Source organism: Desulfosediminicola ganghwensis (assembly GCF_005116675.2).
In the GTDB taxonomy this organism is placed as follows: Bacteria; Desulfobacterota; Desulfobulbia; order Desulfobulbales; family Desulfocapsaceae; genus Desulfopila; species Desulfopila ganghwensis.
The window spans coordinates 3,902,646-3,922,500 of record NZ_CP050699.1; the positions used below are offsets into that span (position 1 = coordinate 3,902,646).

A 19,855-nucleotide genomic window follows, 5' to 3' on the forward strand; every position below is an offset into this window, starting at 1 on the left:
CAACACCCTTCTATAAAAGATTTTGATTTCCGAACACACTCAAAGTGAATAACCTTTTCATTTTGTTTACTTTTCAGTTGATACACGAATCTACTGTGTGTTAGAGTGCCGTAAATTAGTTATTATTCCCATCTTCGGCCTATTGAGGACAATCCGCATGGATTCCACCAGAGCGTTGATACTTGAGTGCAGGTCCAGCTCTCCGGATGATGATACATTCATTTCAAGGGTCAACGGACTTGTCGCGCAATATGGCAATTCTGTCTATCCCGCCCTTTTCGAAACTCTGACCACTCTCGACCTTTCGCAGGCAACTGCAAGAGACTACTGGCAACTCATTGTAGCCCATCGTCGTCATCTGATGGATGCTCTTGGCAGAGAGGTTGATCTGCTCACTGCCACGAGCGATTTTCTGCAAACCTCTACCAAACTTCTCAACGACCCGAGACTGGTCGATGTTTCCACTTATGAAAATGTTGTCACCGACTCAATACACGACAAGCTTACCGGCCTTTACAATCGTCCCTATTTCGACGAAACCTACGAGCAACAGGTATCGCTGGCAAAAAGATATGACACAGAACTTGCCGTACTTTTCCTCGATGTGGATGATTTCAAGGAAGTCAACGACAGTTTCGGTCACCTGGCCGGAGATTTCGCACTGCAGAAAGTGGCCAAAATTATTCAGGATGAGAAACGTGACAGTGATATAGCTTCAAGATATGGAGGCGAAGAGTTTGTTCTTCTCATGCCCCATACCCAAAGTGATAGCGCATCTATCCTTGCCGAACGTATCCGGAAAAAAATCGAGCTCACAGAATTTGAATTTGACGGTAAACATTTCAGCCTCACCATCAGCGGTGGTCTCGCGTCTTACCCTACAGACGCCACTGACCCCAGGGATTTACTGACCATGGCTGACAAAGCTGTATACCGGGCCAAGGGAGCAGGGAAAAACAACATATCTCTTTTCAAACAGGACAAACGCAAGTATCTCCGCGTTGGGATGGAACGCGAAGTCCTGCTGAAGAGTTTTGACTTCGTTAACGAACCGTACACTACCTTCAGCAGTAAAAATATCGGAATAGGCGGCATGTTACTTTCCGGCTCCACGCCGCTCCCGGTTGGCAGTATTCAGAAGATGAGCGTCCCGGTTAATGGTGGAGAACCTTTAATGCTGATAGGTAAAGTGGTTCGCATCTCAGAACCACACCCATCATTATTTGAAATCGGGATGAGTTTCTCCCTGAAAGAAATGACCAAGCTGGCCAACTCAGAAATAGCCATATTCCTTCGGAAAAATAGTGTCGAGGAAGTGCCCAAAACCCTTGAACCGGCCTACTCATAGCTGCATCGGCCTTATTTTTTACAGTTCCGGAGCTTATACTTCTTAAGCCAGACACGGTGCCATCGTTTTCAGGCCAGATAAAATTTCTGCTGTCCTTCCAGGGCACAAGTGGTAAGCTAATTACAGATGTTGCTTAAAATAAACCATTTGTTTGTTTTGTAACTTGCATGGCATCATGAAAACTTTACACGTCAATGTCAGGGGTCGGGTGCAGGGCGTATTCTATCGAGATTATTCTAAACGCCAGGCAGATTTACTGAATATCAGAGGCTGGATACGCAACATGCCTGACGGCTCCGTAGAAGCAGTCATCTCCGGCAATGATTCAGACGTGGATCAAATGATCGAATGGTTTCAAATGGGCTCCCCACTCTCCCACGTCACCTCCGTTCATGCCGAAGAGGTGTTCTACACTGAAGATCTGAACAACTTTGAAATCCGTTATTACAGGTAAAGTGTGCTACTCGACATTTCCCATTTCAATCTCTGGGTCAGAACCGAAACATCCGATGGTAAACGGATAGATTCCCAGCTTCTGCACGACATCAATCTGCAGATAGCGAAAAATCAGACCCTAGCCTTAGTAGGGGAATCTGGTTCCGGAAAATCCGTTACAGCTCTGTCTGTTTTACGCCTGCTCGAAGAAAGTTCCACCATCCGCACTCAAGGATCAATTCTCTTTGAGAATTCGAATATCCTCAAGCTTCCGCCGCCGGAAATACGATCCATACGAGGCAATAAGGTTGCCATGATTTTCCAGGAACCGATGACCTCGCTCAACCCGGTTTACACCATTGGCAATCAGATGATTGAACCGCTCCAGCTCCATAGGGGTATGAACCAGATAGATGCGGAGCGGGAGGCAATTCAGCTACTCGGCAGGACAGGCATAACTGACCCGGAGACCCGGATGAGAAGCTACCCTCATCAGCTCTCCGGGGGGCAGCGACAACGGATTATGATCGCCATGGCTCTTGCCTGCCGACCACAACTGCTCATTGCCGATGAACCTACTACTGCGCTCGATGTAACGGTTCAGGCCCAAATTCTGGCTCTCATCAAGGATCTGCAGAGGGAATTTGAGATGTCAGTGCTGCTCATAACTCACGATCTCTCGCTGGTAGAAAAAGTCGCTGATACACTGGCGATAATGAAAGATGGCAGGATAGTCGAGTCAGGCAAATGCAGCCGGATTCTCACTCAGCCCGAGCATCCATACACCAGGCACCTTCTCTCATCGGTACCATCGGACCAGCCAGGGCCAAAACCCATTAGTCCCCCAATCCTTGAAACCCGCGATTTAAGCTGTACATTCAGCATCAACGTTGGTTGGGTTAATCTCTTTAAACGTAAAAAACGTATCATCCGTGCAGTAGACAAAATCACCTTCACCCTGCATAAAGGAACCACCTGCGGTATAGTCGGAGAGTCCGGTTCCGGCAAAACGACCTTAGCCATGGCTATCCTGAAACTTGTCAAAAGCACCGGCATAATAGATTTTGATGCAGTTGATCTGCAACAGCTGTCAAACAGGGAGATGCGAACGAAGCGTAGCGACATTCAGATAGTCTTTCAAGACCCGTATTCCTCCCTCTCCCCCCGCCTGACCGTATATCAGATACTTGAGGAGGGTCTTGTTATACATTTCCCCGAAAGCGATCGGGAAGATCGAATCAACAGGGTTTACGAGGCGCTCGAAGAAGTTGGTCTCGAACCGGAAATGGCCCATCGGTATCCCCATGAATTTTCTGGTGGCCAACGCCAGCGTATCGCCATTGCCCGGGTAGTCATATTAAAACCACGGCTACTCATTCTGGATGAACCCACCTCTGCTCTTGACGTCACCATCCAGGCCCAGATCATAGAGCTACTGAAAACCCTGCAGTCGAGATACAATATGAGTTACATTTTCATATCCCACGATTTGCGGGTTATCCGGTCGATCTCAGATTATATTGTGGTTATGCAGAACGGGCAAATGGTCGAATCGGGGCCGGCTCATAAGGTTTTTACCGCACCGGAAAAAGAATATACCAAAACACTTTTCTCGGCAGCCCTGGAAGCTCCTGCTACTGCTCCTGCTGCCAGCTAAAGTCCACCAGAAGCCAGTCAGGCAAGCTACACCTGACTGGCCTGTACAGAATCACTCTGCAGCCTATTCGGCCTCGCCATCCACCTTCCTGGTGCAGCGATCTCCACGAATATCATCCTTGAAGAGGGAGTAGCCCCTCTCCATGGCGCAGAAATCTCCACACATTGTACAGGTTTTCTCGTTTTCCGGCGTTCTGCTTCTACGGATCTCTTCTGCCTGCTCCGGGAACATCAACAGCTTGAAATGCTCTTCCCAATCTGAATCCCGCCGGGCCTTGGCAACTCGTTTTTCCTGTTCCCTTCGTTCTGGGTATTTTGCAATATCTCCAATGCGTGCAGCGAGCCGAGTGGCCCTGATGCCCTCGCGCACATCCTGCTCATTCGGTAAGGCCAGATGTTCGGCAGGAGTTATATAGCAGATCAGGTCGGCACCATGTCGAGCCGAATTAGCCGCACCAATGGCTGCGGTAATATGATCATACCCTGCGCCCGAATCAGCAGGCAGCGGACCAAGTACATAGTATGGTGCACCTCCGCTCATCGCTTTTTCGAGCATAATGTTGCCCTCTATTTCGTCTAGCGGTACATGGCCAGGACCTTCAACCATCATTTGACAGCCCATCTCCCGCCCCAGTTCTGCCAGTTCACAGTTTATGATCATCTCGGCCATCTGAGCACGGTCATGGCTATCGTGGATTGCTCCTGCTCTGATACCGTTGCCCAGTGACAATACCGCATCATATTTCTTCATCAATGCGCAAACTCTGTCAAACTGTTCGTATAACGGGTTTTCTTTCTGGTGATATTCCATCCAGGAGACCATAAACGTACCTCCCTTCGATACCAACCCACCATATCTGAACCCCTGTTTTCGGAGTCGTTCGATAGAGAATCGATTGATACCACAGTGGATAGCCATAAAGGAGATACCGTCCTGCAACTGACGCTCTATCAGTTCAAAAAGGAACTCACTGTCGAGTTTATTCGGGTTACGATATTTTTTAGCAGCTTCTGCAAATGCCTGGTAGAGAGGCACGTTGCCGACCGGCAGGTTGCACTCGGCAAGCACTGCTCTTCGAATTGCATCAAGATCGCCGCCGGTTGAAAGCTCCATAAGGGTATCAGCTTTTTCTTCCTCCGCTGCTTTTGCCTTTTTTATCTCGAGATCAACAGAGGCGATATCAGATGAAGTCCCTATAGAGGCGTTGACCTTGGTACGTAAGCCCTTGCCTATGGCAACTACCTTCTGCTCCGGTCGATTCGGATTGCATGGCATGACAATGTGGCCATATGCCAGGCCTTGGCGAATTGCCGCTTCATCCACGCCCTCATCTTGTGCAGCCTGCTTCATCTGCGGGGTTACAATACCTTCCCGCGCTAGTTCCAACTGGGTTTTCATATCCGCTCCTTAACGTTATTCATTGCGGTATACATCGCTCGCGGGCATAAAAAAAGTCCGTGCAATGGCATACGCCACTACACGGACTTTTCTTGAGCAATAAAGTCGTTATCTCATCCAGGCAGGTCTTCTGACTCGCGAATCATCCTCCGGCTGCGCCTTCCCGCCCCACCTCTCACAAAGAGTGGTATGACAGTGGCATTGTGCAGCCATCGTCCCCGCATACAGCGCCGGCCCAACGTTACGGATTCTCACCGTATTCCCTTTTCACTCCCCTTGCTGAAAAAATTGAAGAGGAAGCACCTGAATAAGCCGATACGTTATGATTTATCAATAAGCTAGAACAATTACATAAACTTGTAAAGGATACTCTATCATTTAGGGTTGAGGATTGAGATGACGGGACTCTTACGATGAGTTACTATCTTTAGGTTAGATGGCTTTGCGTAGCTGTCTCTTTAGCTGGTCCGCCATGACAGAATTTCAAAAACGTGCGCTGCAAAAATAGCAGCACCAATGAGATAAATTACACTTAGAATATGTTTCCCCAGGATTTTCTCAGCTCTGTTCCTCACTCACCGGGTGTTTACCTGATGCTCGACAGCAAATCTGCTGTGCTCTACGTCGGCAAGGCAAAGGATCTGTTCAAACGTCTCGCATCATATGCCAGACATAATGGTTCTGATTACAATAAGACCACCATTATGCTCAAGTTCGTTTCCTCGGTCGACACCATCATTACCAGAACAGAGAAAGAAGCTCTGATCCTTGAAGCCTCACTGATAAAAAAGCATAAACCCAAATACAACATCATTCTCAGGGACGATAAAAATTACCCTTTTATCAAAGTTACTGCTGACGAGGAGTGGCCACGCGTCATGATGGCCCGTAGGAGGAGAAAAGATAAAGCCCGATATTTTGGCCCGTACAGCTCTTCATCCGATATGTGGTCAACTTTGAAGCTGATATCTTCACTCTTTCCGTTGAGAAAATGTAAAGGCGGCACCTTGAGGCCCAGAAAACGACCTTGCCTCAATCACCAAATGGGCAAATGTCTTGCCCCTTGCGCGGGCTACGCAGATGCCAGGCATTACCAGCAAAACGTTGAAAACGTTATCATGCTGCTTGAGGGACGTAATAAAGATCTGATCAAAAAGCTGACCGAAAAAATGGATTTCGCTGCAGAAGCACTGAATTTTGAAGAGGCAGCATCATTACGCGACCAGCTTAAAGCTTTGAACCGAACCCTGGAAAAACAAGTCGTAGCCAGCCAACAGAAAAATAATCGAGACGTCTTTGGATTCACCAGGAAAGGTGCCGCTGTAGCTGTCGCCATCCTCTTTATCAGGGACGGACTGATAAGTGGTAGCCGGAACTTCTTTCTTGAAGAACCCTACGGAGAAGATAGTCGAATTCTCGCCCAGGTAGTCAATCTCTTTTACGATCAGGATTCATATCTGCCCAAAGAGATCCTTCTGCCCTTTGAACCCGATGATCTTCAGCTTATCAATGAAAAACTGACAGATCTGAGAGGGACAAATATTCAGATGTCTGTTCCACAACGCGGTGACAGAGTTAAGCTGCTCAATATGGCTCAGGCTAACAGTGATCAAGTATTTGCCACTAAAGAGAAAAAGGAAAAATCCTGGGAGAGCCTTGCCCGAACGATTCAACAAAAACTTCAGCTGCAACGTTCGCCCGAACGCGTAGAATGCCTGGATATTTCAAATACCAGTGGAAAACTTGCCGTAGGTTCGCTGGTCTGCTATGAACAGGGAGAGCCGTCCAAACCCAATTTTCGACACTATTCAATCAAGACCATTGACGGACCGAACGACTACGGCATGATGCGAGAAGTCCTGCAACGCAGGCTCAGTCGAGGAATTGAGGAAGAGAATCTGCCGGATCTTTTTGTTGTGGATGGTGGTAAAGGTCAGCTGAGTATGGCCCTTGCTGTTGCTGACGAACTTGGCATACGTGACCAACTCGATTGGATTGGTATCGCCAAAGAACGCGAAGACGAAGGCGAAAAGCTCTATAAACCCGGCAGGAAGAATCCAATAATACTGCCAGCCCATAACCCTGTTTTGCTCTACATGATGCGAATCCGAGATGAATCTCATCGCTTTGGAGTCACCTTTCACCGCAGGATCAGGAATAAGACGAGTTTTCTTTCAGAGCTTGACCAGATACCCGGTATTGGTCAAGAGAGGAAAAAATCACTTCTCAAGAACTTTGGGAGCTTAAAACGGATACGCGAAGCCACACCTGAAGATCTGACCCAGGTCGACGGAATCGGCAACGACCTCGCCAGACAGATATACGATCATCTCAATAAGTAGATGATCGTTATCCCATCATTTTATTTATCGTGCTAATTTCAGAGCATCAAGCTGGGTTTGATTATTTACATAATCATACACCCTGAGACTATTCGATGTTGCTGGTCCTAAAGGGGTTGACCAGATCTCGTAGGTCACGCCTTCTTTTAAAATAATGCTACCACCGGAACTCACTCTGCCGGTAAAGTTCTGTCCGTATGGTAAAGTAGTCGATGTTCGAATAGTTATGCGTTCTCCGCAATGGGTAATAGTGGCGGAAACCGATTGTGACCCATAATTTTTAAGATCGAGCACCCCTTGCCACTGTCCTGCCAAACTTGGGCCTATCAGACCATCCTCGCATTCTGACTGGCTTGAAGTACCTCCTCCCCCGCCACCATCATCACTGCTACTGCTACCACCCGCCCCGATCGCCAGAGCTCCGAGACCTATAGCTGCGGCTCCACCAAGAACTATCCACTTGGTTTTGCCACTGCCACTCTTACTTTCCTTAGACTCGACCGGTTGATATCTTTTAGCCGACTTATCAGTAACCTCATTTTCTACATCAACCTTACCATTTTTATCGTCCGCAATTGCAGTCGCAGACAAAGGCTTTACCAGACAAGTTATTAAAAAAATACAGGAAAACGCAATATAAAGAATAGTGTTCACCACCTCGTGAATTCTTTGTCGAGAAATTATGAACATGCACTCCCTCCTTTTCGCCCACGAATAGCGTTCAACACACAAAGTTTCTTCCCGGAACAGCCTTCATCTCACACAAGAAATAATACACCATCTACGTGTTAGATCTGAAATGGTTTCTGTGAAATTCGTCGAGATTTATCTGAATTTTCAGGTATTGCAGAAAGAACTGACGATCATCTACATAGGTAACTGTTGATGGGAACAGCAAAAGAGATGTAAAGAATCCTGGAAATAAAAAAAATGGAAAAAATCACCTATTTTTCGCTTACTCCAGTACACCACGCGAAAAAATCTTCATCACTGATACCCTCTTCACGATAACAACCTGGGTGATAGTAGGGATCTCCCTGGTAAAGCATCTCTCCCCACAACTTCTGGAATATTTTTTGTTCTCTCTGCCACGCCACCTGCATTTTTTGCTCTAATTGAAGCAGCGGCTGGTAATCCCATAATGCCCTGCAATATGGTGTATATATGTTAATAAGACCTTTGGAACGCAGAATAAAAGACAAGTCCATGCCCATGAAAAGGTACGGGAAGCTGGCAGCTGAAAAACCTCCTGCCCTTTCAAACACTTCTTTTCTCACCAGGCACATCTCAAACGGGACTGCAGTGACTTCCTGGGCGAGGTTCAAACCATTCAGATGAATCGAACAGTTTAGAAGAAACCACCAGTAATAAAGTACAGATTCCGAACGTACGTCAGGTACCCGTGAAATATCAAGCATGGATTCAGCAGACTCGAGCCTGCCGGTGACCAACCCTATTTCTTCGTTTTGTCCGTACTCCAACAGCTGCTGAATCCAGTTCGTATCTTTCGGAGCAACATTGCTTGATAAAAATATCAGATATTTGCCGGATGCTTGTTTAGCTGCGCGATTGAGTAGCTCAGCTTTTCCCGGGGAATCATGATTGGGGAGATATGTACAACGATCTGATTCAGCCTCGATCTTCAGATATTGTTCTCCTAATCTTGAGTTACATGCTCCAGAAGTAAAGAGTAGCTCGGCATTATCATAGCCATCGGTAATTTGATCTAGAGTTGCCAGTCGATCTTCTGGATGCTGAACTCCATCTTCAGGATATAAAATGATAGAGACCGATGGAGTAGCCACAAGCTTTCTGCGCGGTTGGTAATAAAAGTTCCAGTCAGCATGCTCTACCTTCGCTTCAATGCCTGAACGCAAAAAAGCCCTTTGCACTGCCAACTTTCCGGCCTCTGCCGCATATGGTTTTTGGCAATGATTGATATTTGTCGATGTATCAGAAACCCGCCAGTGATAGACAACCTCAGGAATGTGCACCACAAGCTTTGCCTGTTCAGTAACTTTTAAGGCAAGGTCAAAATCCTGTGCTCCATCCATTGCCTTGTCACAGCCACCACACAGTTCAAAAAGACCACGCTGAATCACCAGAAAATGGGTTATATAATTATGCCCTAAAAGCAACTCCCTGTTATAGCCGGGCTTATAAAAAGCAGATAGGTGATCACCTGACTCATTCACAAGGTTTTCATCCGTATAGAGAACATCTCCGCCCGTATTGGATATCGCCTTGACAACGTGATAAAGACAATCTCTTCTCAATTCGTCATCATTATCTAAGAAACCAATATAATCTCCTGATGCCATACTCGCTGCAGTATTGGTCGTCTCTGCGATCCCTCTGTTTTTCAGGTGACAGACCACAGTTATCCTTCCATCCAAACGTGCCCAATCCACCAGGGTCTGCTGAACGTGTTCTTCTGTACTGCGGTCGTCACAAATACACAGTTGCCAGTGCGGGTACGCCTGATAAAGGACAGAACGGATGCAGAGGTTGAGCTGTTCCTGAGTGGGATTATAGACAGGCAGGATAATACTAATAAGAGGCTTACATTCAAGATCTGCCACACGCTGATCGGTATACCTGAACTCGAAAACACCTTTTTTCAAGTAGTGTTCCAATAGACTTTTGTGCTGCTCCTGCCTGCGACAGATAGCGGCCCTGTAAAATTCAGGGTCAAAAAACGGTGAGGGACGTCTGTAATCAAGTTTTTCTTTTTTCTGATAATGCTGAAAAGGCTCAGCCAGAGATTTCTTCCAATCGGGGTTCTGCTCCTGATAATAGCGTGAGTCAAATACAGGAAGAGGGCTTTTTCCATCCGGTAACCCGCGGACAATGTAATGCTGCCAAAGAAGTTTCTTCTGTTTCGGCAAAAACGGATGTCGATCATGGTAACAATCTGCGTCAAAGTAATCCGGAGGACTGTTTCTCTTTTGATCTTCCTGCTCAAGAAAGTAGGAAATTGGATTGAACCCTTTACTTCTCAGATAGAAATACTTTCGTTCGAACTTTCGCTCCAAAAATAGAGGAGAAGGAAGAAAATCACGTTTCCACCCGATCTTCAGATAGTGGGTCAAGGGATTGATATTCCCCTTGATAGCTCTCCCATACCGTTCAATATAGAAATTGCTATCAAAGTAGTTGTTGGGATTTTTGCCTTCCCTCCATCCAGTTTCGAGATAGTCGACGAGAGGGTTGACCTGTTCTTCGGTGCCGTCTAAATACTTTCTACAATAGCAATGACTGTCAAAAAACAGACTTGGCCTTCTTCTTTCACGCCAACCATGGTCAAAATAGTGCCACATCAGATCCCATCGCCGAGCTTTGAGATCAGGATTGCTGGCCAGATAATACCTGCTGTCGAAAAGCCTTGAAAACAAGAGTTTTCGATACGAGGTGTTAGAACATGTGAAAACGTAATGCCGTATCCGTCTTAGTATCATTTTCATAATACTCCCTCCGCAACCCACTCCGGCATCAACTTCTGACTCCTCATCCAGTGTAAGCACAAAAGCAGTGCCTCTTGCTGATAAACTGTATTTATAGGCTTATATCATCAGTGTTTCATTCTGGTTATGTGACCTACTTAAACTTCTCAATAATAGCAGACACACCAAACGAATGCACCATTTGGATGATAGGTTGCTTCAATTAGGCATATCCCCAGTAGCTTCAAATTTAACTTGGATATGACAGTTCCTGGTCAATAGGCTCTTGTTTCAAGTATGATTTTTCAAAAAAACCGGCACACACCAAACTTGGTGTGCTTTTTAACAAAGATATTTTGTGAGCATGAAGACCAACCATCAGGCTTAAGGGAATTGCAAGAAATTGGAGTTTCTACTCTTTGGTCAAAATGCTCAGCAGACAGAGGTACCCTGAAAAAAGTTTTTGGGATTTGTCCTATAGAACGTTCATTTCCATAGTAGTCTGACAGAACCGGTCAAACACCCCAATGGGTATAACCCCTTACTTTACAGACTACTATGGTTTACTATCAAAACTTCGAAACAGACTCTGGTTGGAATAATGAATAATTCGGACTAACTGGATTCCAGAAGCTGAGAAATACGGGAATGTAACGCAACTACCGCGGTGTCAACCTTGAGGATGCGCTCCCCAATTGTACAACTTGTAAAACCTGCCTCTGTAAATTTTTCTACTTCATAATCAACCCAACCACCTTCGGGACCGATTGCCAGCAGTACTCTACCCTGTGGTTTATGGGCCATTGCCTTGACAAGAGTAGTATCACCCGATGGATGAGCGGCCAGAAGGTGGGAGTAATTCTCAATTATTTCGGGCAGGAAATCCTCAACAAATGGTTTGAAACGACGGTGAAAGGTCACTTCCGGCACTCTGGTATCCACCGCCTGCTCGAGTCCCTGCAAGAGATAGTCGTAAAAACTTTCCTGCTCGACCAAGGACGCTTCCCAAAAGCTTTTCTCAACTCTGTTTGCATGAATACAATGAAAACTGCCTACCCCCAGTGCGGTAGCCTGGCTGAGAATACGACGCATCATAATCGGCCTGGCCAATGCCAGTACAAGATCGATATGAGGAAGAGGATTCATTGGCTCAGTCAGCTCCACCTGCAAGCTGACTGAACGTGGATGCTTCTTGTGAATATTTTCTATAACGGCAGTGCCTTTTTTACCATCAACCACGCCAAAACGCACAATATCCCCAGCTTTTGCGCGCAACACCTTGATAATATGCTGGGCGCGATGATCAGTGAGTGTCAGCCTGGCATCAACTATCTCTTCTTGTTCTGCAAGTATTATATTCATTTACAATCTACCGGTTTCAATGATAACTCTATGGTCAATTCGTATGAGAAAAGTCAGTTATGGTTACTATAAATTACCTCTGCAATCCAACGACCTGCATTGCTGGTCCCGGGTCAGGTTGCTTTCTTTGCATTCATGTTTTGAGGGTATTCTCTTGATTACAATATTTTACAACATAGCACAGTTTTGTCTTGTGGCCATTGGATGGCCGCTTATTCTGGCCCTGGTTCTTATAAAAAAGAAATACCGCAAGCGTATCCCTTCCCGACTCGGGTGGCAACTTCACCGCAAGTTCCCGATATATAATAACAATCATGAAAACAATACAACTTTCTGGGTACATGCACTCTCAGTTGGCGAGGTGACTTCCGCTATCCCGCTGGTAACAAAAATACGGCAAACATGGCCTGAGAGCAGAATTGTCGTAACGGTTACGACAACCACAGGTGAAGCAGTTGCCAATACCCGCCTGGCCGAAACTGCAGATGTTATTCTTCCATCACCTATCGACCTGCTCCCTGTTGTACAAAGATACCTGCAATATATTGAACCAGATATCTATATTCAGGTTGAGACTGATTTCTGGCCCAACCTGCTCACTCTCCTCAATAGAAAAAAGATACCAACCCTGCTTGTGAACGGGCGTATATCACAAAAATCTTTAGGCATCTACAAGAAATTTGCATTCTTCTTTGCCCCGATGTTCGGAAGCTTCAACCATCTGGTTATGCAGACACAGGCAGACACCGTCAGCATGAGGGATTTTGGTGTGACAGACGAACAACTGCTCACCCTCGGCAACCTCAAATTTGACATTCCAACAACCTTCTGTGATTCCCCTGACATAACTACCCTGCTGCCGACCAATCGCACTATCTTCGTCGCGGGCTCCACGCATGAAGGCGAAGAGGAAATCATTTTCTCTGTATATCGAGAACTTCGACAACAACACCCTGAACTCTATCTCATTCTCGTTCCCCGAAACCCAGACCGGGGGGAAAAACTTAAACAGTTAGCCGGCACCTTGAACCTTAAGGGCCTACTTCGCTCCATTTCCCCCAAACAACCCGCTGACCTACTCATCGTCGATACCATAGGTGAGCTTGTGCAATTTTACCAGCACAGTTCAATTGCCTTTGTTGGCGGCAGTTTGGTCTCCCAGGGTGGCCATAACCCGATAGAACCGGCAATAATGGGAGTCCCGGTGGTCTACGGACAACATATGGAAGATTTTCAAGAGATAGCAGAAGACTTACTGACATCCGGAGGTGGATACCAAGTCTCGGGACCAGATCAACTAAGGGACATCATTTCAGAATTTATAACAAACCCTGACAAAAGAAAAGATGCCGGTTCAGCTGCAAGAGCATGTATAATGCGCCAACAAGGGGTTATCGATAAACATATACAGCTCATACGCTCACTTCTTTGATGTCATGGCTGAATGAAGATGATTGCAAAGCGGATACGTTTAAATCTATTCAATCATCTTCTCGCCTGCCACACAACTGCCTACACTCTGGGGATACTTTTTTCATCAGCATATATTCTACCTGTTGTTTCAGCCCTTACCTATACCATCCTGCCAACGGTCCTTTTGGCTCTGTTTTCCGTCTTCTTTAAACGGGACAAATTTTGTACGGCGATAGCATCGCTGTTGCTCTTTTTTGCTACCGGCTACTTCCAGGGCCTGATCACCAGTGAATCCCCTGCTGACTCAGCCCATCTTTACAACCTTGTATCCGCTCCCGAAGATGTCGTGTTGATTGGCCATATACAAACTATGCCTTCATTTGACGGCACCACCAGCAGGGTATTAATCGCAGCAACTTCTCTTCAGAAAAAAGGTGAAAGCAATCTCAGGCGCGTTGTCGGAACCGCTCTCATCAGGATGCGTTTTCAATGGCCTCAGGAAATCGAGCCCGGCACCAGAGTGGTCATACGAACTACTTTGCACCGTCCTTCACGTTACAACACACCTGGTGCATTTGATTATCCTGCATATCTCGCCCGAAAAGGAATCTGGATAACAGGCTACGTCCGCTCTCCTTCCCAGATTTCAGCAATACACTCGATACCACAGAATGGTGAAACTATCAGGCATTTGCCGGAACGTCTGAGAACACGAATTGGGAGTGTGCTTGACAGCAGACTCCCTGGAGAAACGAGCAGCTTATACCGCGCATTATTGCTAGGCGATCGCACCCAAATTTCCCCTCAAACACTCGAAGCCTTTAAACAAGCAGGTGTGATGCACATTCTTGCCATTTCTGGCATCCATATGTCACTGATCGCCATTTTACTCTTTACCGTCTGTTATTGGTTACTAAGGCGTTCAACCTGGCTCATTTTACATTGTAACACCAGAAAAATTGCTGGGCTCCTATGCCTGCCAATACTGGTTGGCTATGCGTTGCTGGCCGGCCTGAACACACCTGTTCTCCGTGCCTGCATAGTGAGTTGTGTTGTTATCTTTGCCTTCTGCACCGATCGCCCTAAAACGTTTTCTTCTCTGATTTCCGTCGCAGTGCTTCTTTTGTTGGCAACCAATCCGCAATCCCTGTTTACTGTTTCGTTTCAGTTAACATTTGCTGCATTTATCTCAATTTTGATGGTTATGCCTATTCTGAAAAGGTATGCCCGCAGTGAAACTTCATCAGAAACCCGCCTCAGAAGGATTGTATCACGATCTCTCCAATGGACTTTTGCAGGAATTACCGCTTCCACAGCTGCTGTGCTGGGAACTGCGCCAATATTGACCTTTCATTTTCATCGACTCCCGCTGTTGGGACCAATCAGCAACCTCATCATCGAACCGTTGATATGTTTATGGGCATTGCCGCTGGGCTTTCTTGCGTTACCATTTATATTCCTGGTCCCGGATATCTCTGCAGTTCTACTCAAACTTGGTGCTATCGGTCTGCAACTTGGTGTCACCACGGCAAATTTATTCGCAGCACTGCCCCATACATCTCTCTGGCTCCCACCGCCACACTGTCTCCTTCTCCTCAGCTACTACTTCACATTTTTTCTAGTGCTCTTTTTTCTCCAGCAACCTCGAAAAACCAAACTCACGAGCACAATAGCCCAATGCTCTTTCGCGATATGCCTGACTGGAATCATCTTCCCCCATTCATCCCTCTTCGGAAATCATGATGACAACACGACAACCATCCACTTTCTCGACCTCGGTCAGGGAAGCGCGACCGTTGTAGAATTCGCAGACGGAAAGACTGTGCTTATTGATGGCGGAGCACTGACGTTGGGCATTGACTCGGTTGGACAATCCGTCATTGCTCCATTTTTATGGCAGCGAGGCATCACCAGGCTCAATGCGATACTCATTACCCATCAGGACAGCGACCATTACAACGGTGTCCCTTTTTTGCTTGAACAATTTACTCCTGATGTCCTATGGAGCGGCACCGAGTCTACAAAATCCTACGGGTATCAACGATTGCTCAGTCTTGCAAAACAGTTCAATGTAAGAATTGAAACACCTTACGCAGGAGATCTCCTGCGTATTGATGGTGAGGATCTGAATCCCTCAATACTATGCCTTGCAAATCTCAGTCATCATGATCAACAAAAAACTAATAATCGTGGTATAGTACTTGCGATTACTGGTTTTCTTTCTGATGACCGCGTTGATACCAGGAATCCATTTCAACTGATATTTCCAGGTGACATCAGCAGCGAGATGGAACTTGAAGTCATAAGCAAGATTACACCTTCAAATCACAACATCCTCCTGGCCTCACACCATGGTTCTGCAGAGTCAAACTGTCCCGACTTTCTCCGACATATTTCCCCGGAGGCGATAATCTCTTCCGCTGGTCGCTCAAGAACCCATCAATTTCCCTCCCCAATGCTCAGGGACTATTGTGAGGTTCATCGCATTCCGTTGTTGGTCACAGCTGAACACGGCACTATCAGGGTCCTGATAAAAGGTGGCACCCCCTTTGTACTCGTTCGGGAACAAACAAAAAACCCTTTGCGTCGGAGCCATACCTGGCTTCAACCGCAAAGGGTTACAAACACTCTCACCAGAGAAGCTTCTACCTCTACACTTCGGTGAAATCAGAGGGTGGTTTTTTTAGAAATTTAGCAAATTTTGCTTTTTCTACCGCATTTGAATATGCGTCATCCGGGCTGATCATTCTCTTATCCAGATATTCCAAGATTGCATCGTCAAGGGTCTGCATACCAAATTTCTTACCGGTCTGCATAACCGAAAGGAGCTGGAATGTTTTCCCCTCACGGATAAGATTTCGAACCGCCGGAGTCGCAATCATGATCTCAAGCGCTGCACAACGACCTTTCACATCAGTGCGCTTAAACAAAGTCTGGGAAACAACCGCACGCAGAGCATCCGCCAAAGTGGACCGCACCTGCCCCTGCTGCTCCGCAGGGAAAATTTCAATAATACGGTCAACCGTCTTCATGGCGTTGATAGTATGCAGGGTACCGAAAACCAAGTGACCGGTCATTGCCGCTTCCATTGCCAGTGAGATGGTTTCCAGGTCGCGCATCTCACCAACCATGATGATATCCGGATCTTCACGCAGTGCGCCTCGAAGGGCAGCAGAGAAGCTTTTGGTGTGAGTTCCCACCTCTCGATGGTTCACAACAGATTTCTGGCTGCGATGCACAAATTCTATAGGATCTTCGACAGTCAGGATATGATCTTTTCGTGCCTTATTGGCCTCATCAACGATTGCCGCAAGCGTAGTAGATTTACCGGAACCGGTGGGACCTGTCACCAGAACCAGTCCTTTCGGCAGATAGGCGAGCCTGGAAACCACTTTAGGCAGACCGAGCTGCTCGCAGGTCATAATCTCACTTGGAATCTCACGAAATACCGCACCTACCCCGTATTTTTGCTGGAAGAAATTGCACCTGTAGCGGGCAAGACCAGGAATCTCATAACCAAAGTCAATGTCGCCGGTCTCCTCAAAATCCTTGATCTTCTCTTCAGGGCAGATTTCATAGAGCATGGCACGAAGTTCATCGTTGTCCAGATCCTTGAACTTCACCCGCTCCATATCACCACGAATACGGAGAACAGGTTGCTGCCCGGCAACCATGTGCAAATCCGATGCACCTTCATCGTTCATCAATTTAAAAAACGCGTCAATCTGAGCCATTATTCACCTATTTTTCCAACCAGCTGGAATTTCAGAACTTCATCAAACCGGCCAAGCAGAACCTTGCATGTACGACCACATCAGAAAATCACTGTCTTCCTGATATGACTCACAACTTCATCAGGATCATCAAGCACCCGGAATAGCGTCATATCATCTACACTAATATTCCCGTTCCCCAAAAGTTTATCTTTAATCCAATCGGCAAGCCCAGACCAAAACTCGCTACCAACCAGTACTATCGGGAACGGTTTTATTCTCTGGGTTTGAATTAAAGTGAGGGATTCGAACAACTCATCCAGAGAGCCGAAGCCACCTGGCATACAGATAAATGCCATCGAATACTTCATGAACATCACTTTTCGTACAAAAAAGTACTTGAAATGTAAAGGGAAATTAGCGTATGGATTTGGATCCTGTTCATGCGGCAGGCTGATATTCAAACCTATTGAAATTCCACCTGCTTCAAAAGCTCCCTTGTTGGCCGCCTCCATCAAACCGGGGCCGCCACCGGTAATGATGGCATATCCCGCTTTGGCAAGTTCAGAAGCAATCTTCTCCGTAAGCAGATAATAGGGGTCGGAAGAATCGGTTCGGGCTGAACCGTAAATAGTAACCCCGGGAACATCCACCGCAGACATTGCATCGAAGCCGTCAACAAATTCCGACATTATTCTGAACATGCGCCAGGAATCACCGATTACGGTATTATCAAGGCAGTACTTTGGTTCCATTCGGATACCATTGTGCACACAATTTCTCTTGGTCGGTACCATACTCCTCCCTCCCTGGCGAGTTCATCTCGGATTATAAAGACGCTATTAACAAATCTGCTTTTTTATACAATTCACCTCCATCATCACCCCTACCTACCACTTTTTCTGCCCAGCTCCGTGCCCGTAATTTTTGGTTCAGATCTGCATATGCCATAGCTTTCAGTAATTGTACCTCAACGGGATTAACTGATGCCCCACGGCATTTCTTCAGGCTGGCTAATGAACTTTCACTTTCACCCACATGATACTGCACCTTGGCAAGCCGTAATCGCAGTACAGAATCCTGTGGCTCAAGCTCCACTGCTTTCCTGCAGAATGAAAGCGCTATCTCAGCCCCTTCTTTCGCAAGCCAAACCGCCTCACCCAGCATGCTCATTATTTCTGCATCAAAAGGGTTCTGGCTCAAGGCCTTTTGCAGGATAGGCAAAGCACGCTGCGGCTCACCCGCTCCAAGATATGCCTCACCAAGATAACGTGAAGCTCTGCTCTGCTCCGATTCTGGCATGCTGTCCATCCAGAGAGTAAGATACTGAACGCTCTGTTTATACTCCTTAGCCCTGCAGCATAATTTGCCTAGTTGCAAACGCAAATCACAACAAATATCCTGCTGCTGGCCTGCTTTCTCGCAAAGAGAATGAGCCACGGTAAAGTGATGCAGAGCGGTAACCGCATCGTTTTTTTGCTGTGCCCCCAGACCGAGATTATAATGAGCCATGTAGTTTTCGCAATCAACCTCAAGTACCCGGGTAAATGTCTTGCGAGCCAGGTTGTTACGATTCATGAGCGCATACGTTACCCCGAGACTGTTCAGCAGATTAACATCCTCAGGATCGCAGCGAAGCCCAAGTTTATACTCCTTGATAGCTTTAGGAAGATTGCCATCACCAAAATAAATGTCCCCACTTATATTGAGTGACACGGCATCGAACAATACCGAGTGGCCAGATCCGAAAAATTCTGCATGCAGCAACGCCTTATGGGCATTCTGCAATGCCTCGGCACTGGAGAAATCGAGATATGGGTAACAACTCACACCGGCATAAAGGTTTGAGAACTCTTTGATTCCCTGCAATTCTGCAATTATTTTTTGGGCTAACACCAGCCCCCCGTCTCTATCTGCGCCCGAGGCAAAAATTATACTCCCCCTGTCGAGACCCAAGAACCGGAGCATGACACCTTCAGGCAACTCAAGGCACTCCAAGACCGCTTGGAGCCTGGCTGAAACATCAGTAGACGTATCAGACTCCGGCAGGCTCAATTTAATAATGCAGAATTTGTCCCCCCGGGATTTCGCCCTCCTGAACCGTCTGAGAATATCACCCCTGTGGTTTCGTAACGGATGTTTGTCCGCATTCACCAACAAGCTGAAATCACAAAAGCTAAACGGCCCTCTTCTTGCTGCCTCGTGTAGAGCCGTCCACGCCTCATCGAGCAGACCAGGTTCATTGTCATCGCGCAAATTATACAGTTTTGCATCGTCCCCGGAAACGTCCTCTGCCGGAAACTGACTACTGCCAATATGAACCCGATAAAAATTTTCACGCTTGAGATAATGAACAAGACTTGAACTGAAGCTTTCAACATCTGCCATCTTTTCACTATCAGTTAGAAGTGCATAGATATTTTGCCCGAGATGGTGAAGAAGAAATCGATTATCGCAAAAATATTTCAGTGCAGATGCTGCTCGCTGAGCATTTCTGAATGTCTCTCTGAGTCCTTGGTTCCTTGCAGGAATTTTCACGAGAACGATTGAGTACGAGCTTTCTCTCCCCAGGGAATTAAGCTCTCCAAACAGGTGTACGTTGTTCAACAATCCGGTTTCAGGGTCAGTGAAACTCTGTTTGCATTCAAGAAATTTCAGAGCCAGCTGCTCACGGGTCTCAAGCAGCCAATCCTCCGCTGCACGCTGTATGATCAAAGGATCAACGCCATCTACGATAAAAACAA

Annotated in this window: 13 protein-coding genes and 1 riboswitch (1 of these 14 running past the window's edge); of the genes, 6 read left to right on the forward strand and 7 right to left on the reverse strand. The window is 46.7% G+C overall.

The window, feature by feature from the left end; all coding sequences use genetic code 11:
* The first annotated feature begins 157 nt into the window (after nt 1-157).
* The 3 genes from FCL45_RS16715 to FCL45_RS16725 all read left to right on the forward strand — a co-directional run bounded on the left by FCL45_RS16715 (nt 158) and on the right by FCL45_RS16725 (nt 3,440).
* Nucleotides 158-1,348 (forward strand): GGDEF domain-containing protein, encoded by a 1,191-nt coding sequence (locus tag FCL45_RS16715; protein WP_136799195.1) that lies wholly within the window; start codon nt 158-160, stop codon nt 1,346-1,348.
* 175 nt (nt 1,349-1,523) lie between these two features.
* Nucleotides 1,524-1,802, forward strand: coding sequence for an acylphosphatase (locus tag FCL45_RS16720; RefSeq protein ID WP_136799194.1), 279 nt, complete (start codon nt 1,524-1,526; stop codon nt 1,800-1,802).
* A gap of 3 nt (nt 1,803-1,805) precedes the next feature.
* Nucleotides 1,806-3,440, forward strand: a complete 1,635-nt coding sequence (locus FCL45_RS16725; protein ID WP_136799193.1) for an ABC transporter ATP-binding protein — start codon at nt 1,806-1,808, stop codon at nt 3,438-3,440.
* Nucleotides 3,441-3,503: 63 nt separating this feature from the next.
* Here FCL45_RS16725 and thiC read toward each other — a convergent pair whose 3' ends face one another.
* Nucleotides 3,504-4,838 carry a phosphomethylpyrimidine synthase ThiC gene (thiC, locus tag FCL45_RS16730; protein ID WP_136799192.1) on the reverse strand — a complete coding sequence of 445 codons (1,335 nt, stop codon included), beginning with the start codon at nt 4,836-4,838 and terminating at the stop codon, nt 3,504-3,506.
* Between the two features lie 103 nt (nt 4,839-4,941).
* A riboswitch (cobalamin riboswitch) is annotated at nt 4,942-5,160 on the reverse strand.
* A 217-nt stretch (nt 5,161-5,377) separates the two neighbouring features.
* Here thiC and uvrC point away from each other — a divergent pair.
* Nucleotides 5,378-7,180: an excinuclease ABC subunit UvrC gene (uvrC, locus tag FCL45_RS16735; protein ID WP_136799191.1), complete on the forward strand. Its 1,803-nt coding sequence runs from the start codon at nt 5,378-5,380 to the stop codon at nt 7,178-7,180.
* 24 nt (nt 7,181-7,204) lie between these two features.
* Here uvrC and FCL45_RS16740 read toward each other — a convergent pair whose 3' ends face one another.
* The 3 genes from FCL45_RS16740 to FCL45_RS16750 form a co-directional block, all read right to left on the reverse strand.
* Nucleotides 7,205-7,870: a hypothetical protein gene (locus FCL45_RS16740; RefSeq protein ID WP_136799190.1), complete on the reverse strand. Its 666-nt coding sequence runs from the start codon at nt 7,868-7,870 to the stop codon at nt 7,205-7,207.
* A gap of 254 nt (nt 7,871-8,124) precedes the next feature.
* Nucleotides 8,125-10,644: a glycosyltransferase family 2 protein gene (locus FCL45_RS16745; RefSeq protein ID WP_136799189.1), complete on the reverse strand. Its 2,520-nt coding sequence runs from the start codon at nt 10,642-10,644 to the stop codon at nt 8,125-8,127.
* Between the two features lie 594 nt (nt 10,645-11,238).
* Nucleotides 11,239-11,985, reverse strand: coding sequence for a 16S rRNA (uracil(1498)-N(3))-methyltransferase (locus FCL45_RS16750; RefSeq protein WP_136799188.1), 747 nt, complete (start codon nt 11,983-11,985; stop codon nt 11,239-11,241).
* A 154-nt stretch (nt 11,986-12,139) separates the two neighbouring features.
* Here FCL45_RS16750 and FCL45_RS16755 point away from each other — a divergent pair, with 154 nt between their 5' ends.
* The gene (locus tag FCL45_RS16755; protein ID WP_167495869.1) at nt 12,140-13,417 is read left to right on the forward strand and encodes a 3-deoxy-D-manno-octulosonic acid transferase; all 1,278 of its coding nucleotides are present in this window, start codon (nt 12,140-12,142) and stop codon (nt 13,415-13,417) included.
* Between the two features lie 12 nt (nt 13,418-13,429).
* Nucleotides 13,430-16,063, forward strand: a complete 2,634-nt coding sequence (locus FCL45_RS16760; RefSeq protein WP_136799186.1) for a DNA internalization-related competence protein ComEC/Rec2 — start codon at nt 13,430-13,432, stop codon at nt 16,061-16,063.
* On the opposite strand, the gene FCL45_RS16765 is transcribed toward FCL45_RS16760, so the two are convergent.
* The 3 genes from FCL45_RS16765 to FCL45_RS16775 all read right to left on the reverse strand — a co-directional run.
* Nucleotides 16,050-17,132: a type IV pilus twitching motility protein PilT gene (locus FCL45_RS16765; RefSeq protein ID WP_136799185.1), complete on the reverse strand. Its 1,083-nt coding sequence runs from the start codon at nt 17,130-17,132 to the stop codon at nt 16,050-16,052. The genes FCL45_RS16760 and FCL45_RS16765 overlap by 14 nt on opposite strands.
* A gap of 80 nt (nt 17,133-17,212) precedes the next feature.
* On the reverse strand, nt 17,213-17,908 hold the full coding sequence (locus FCL45_RS16770) for an LOG family protein (RefSeq protein ID WP_228721350.1): 696 nt from the start codon (nt 17,906-17,908) through the stop codon (nt 17,213-17,215).
* 31 nt (nt 17,909-17,939) lie between these two features.
* Nucleotides 17,940-19,855, reverse strand: partial view of a tetratricopeptide repeat protein gene (locus tag FCL45_RS16775; RefSeq protein ID WP_136799184.1) — the 3' portion only. Its footprint extends 298 nt past the window's final position; 1,916 of the gene's 2,214 nt are visible here — the last part of the coding sequence; its start codon lies beyond the right edge, outside the window — the gene reads right to left on this strand; its stop codon occupies nt 17,940-17,942.

Bases quoted from the DNA above. Each gene is read 5' to 3' on its own strand.
- FCL45_RS16715 (WP_136799195.1), top strand. From the start codon at position 158: ATGGATTCCACCAGAGCGTTGATACTTGAGTGCAGGTCCAGCTCTCCG.
- FCL45_RS16720 (WP_136799194.1), top strand. From the start codon at position 1,524: ATGAAAACTTTACACGTCAATGTCAGGGGTCGGGTGCAGGGCGTATTC.
- thiC (WP_136799192.1), bottom strand. From the start codon at position 4,838: ATGAAAACCCAGTTGGAACTAGCGCGGGAAGGTATTGTAACCCCGCAG.
- uvrC (WP_136799191.1), top strand. From the start codon at position 5,378: ATGTTTCCCCAGGATTTTCTCAGCTCTGTTCCTCACTCACCGGGTGTT.
- FCL45_RS16740 (WP_136799190.1), bottom strand. From the start codon at position 7,870: ATGTTCATAATTTCTCGACAAAGAATTCACGAGGTGGTGAACACTATT.
- FCL45_RS16745 (WP_136799189.1), bottom strand. From the start codon at position 10,644: ATGAAAATGATACTAAGACGGATACGGCATTACGTTTTCACATGTTCT.
- FCL45_RS16750 (WP_136799188.1), bottom strand. From the start codon at position 11,985: ATGAATATAATACTTGCAGAACAAGAAGAGATAGTTGATGCCAGGCTG.
- FCL45_RS16760 (WP_136799186.1), top strand. From the start codon at position 13,430: ATGAAGATGATTGCAAAGCGGATACGTTTAAATCTATTCAATCATCTT.
- FCL45_RS16765 (WP_136799185.1), bottom strand. From the start codon at position 17,132: ATGGCTCAGATTGACGCGTTTTTTAAATTGATGAACGATGAAGGTGCA.
- FCL45_RS16770 (WP_228721350.1), bottom strand. From the start codon at position 17,908: ATGGTACCGACCAAGAGAAATTGTGTGCACAATGGTATCCGAATGGAA.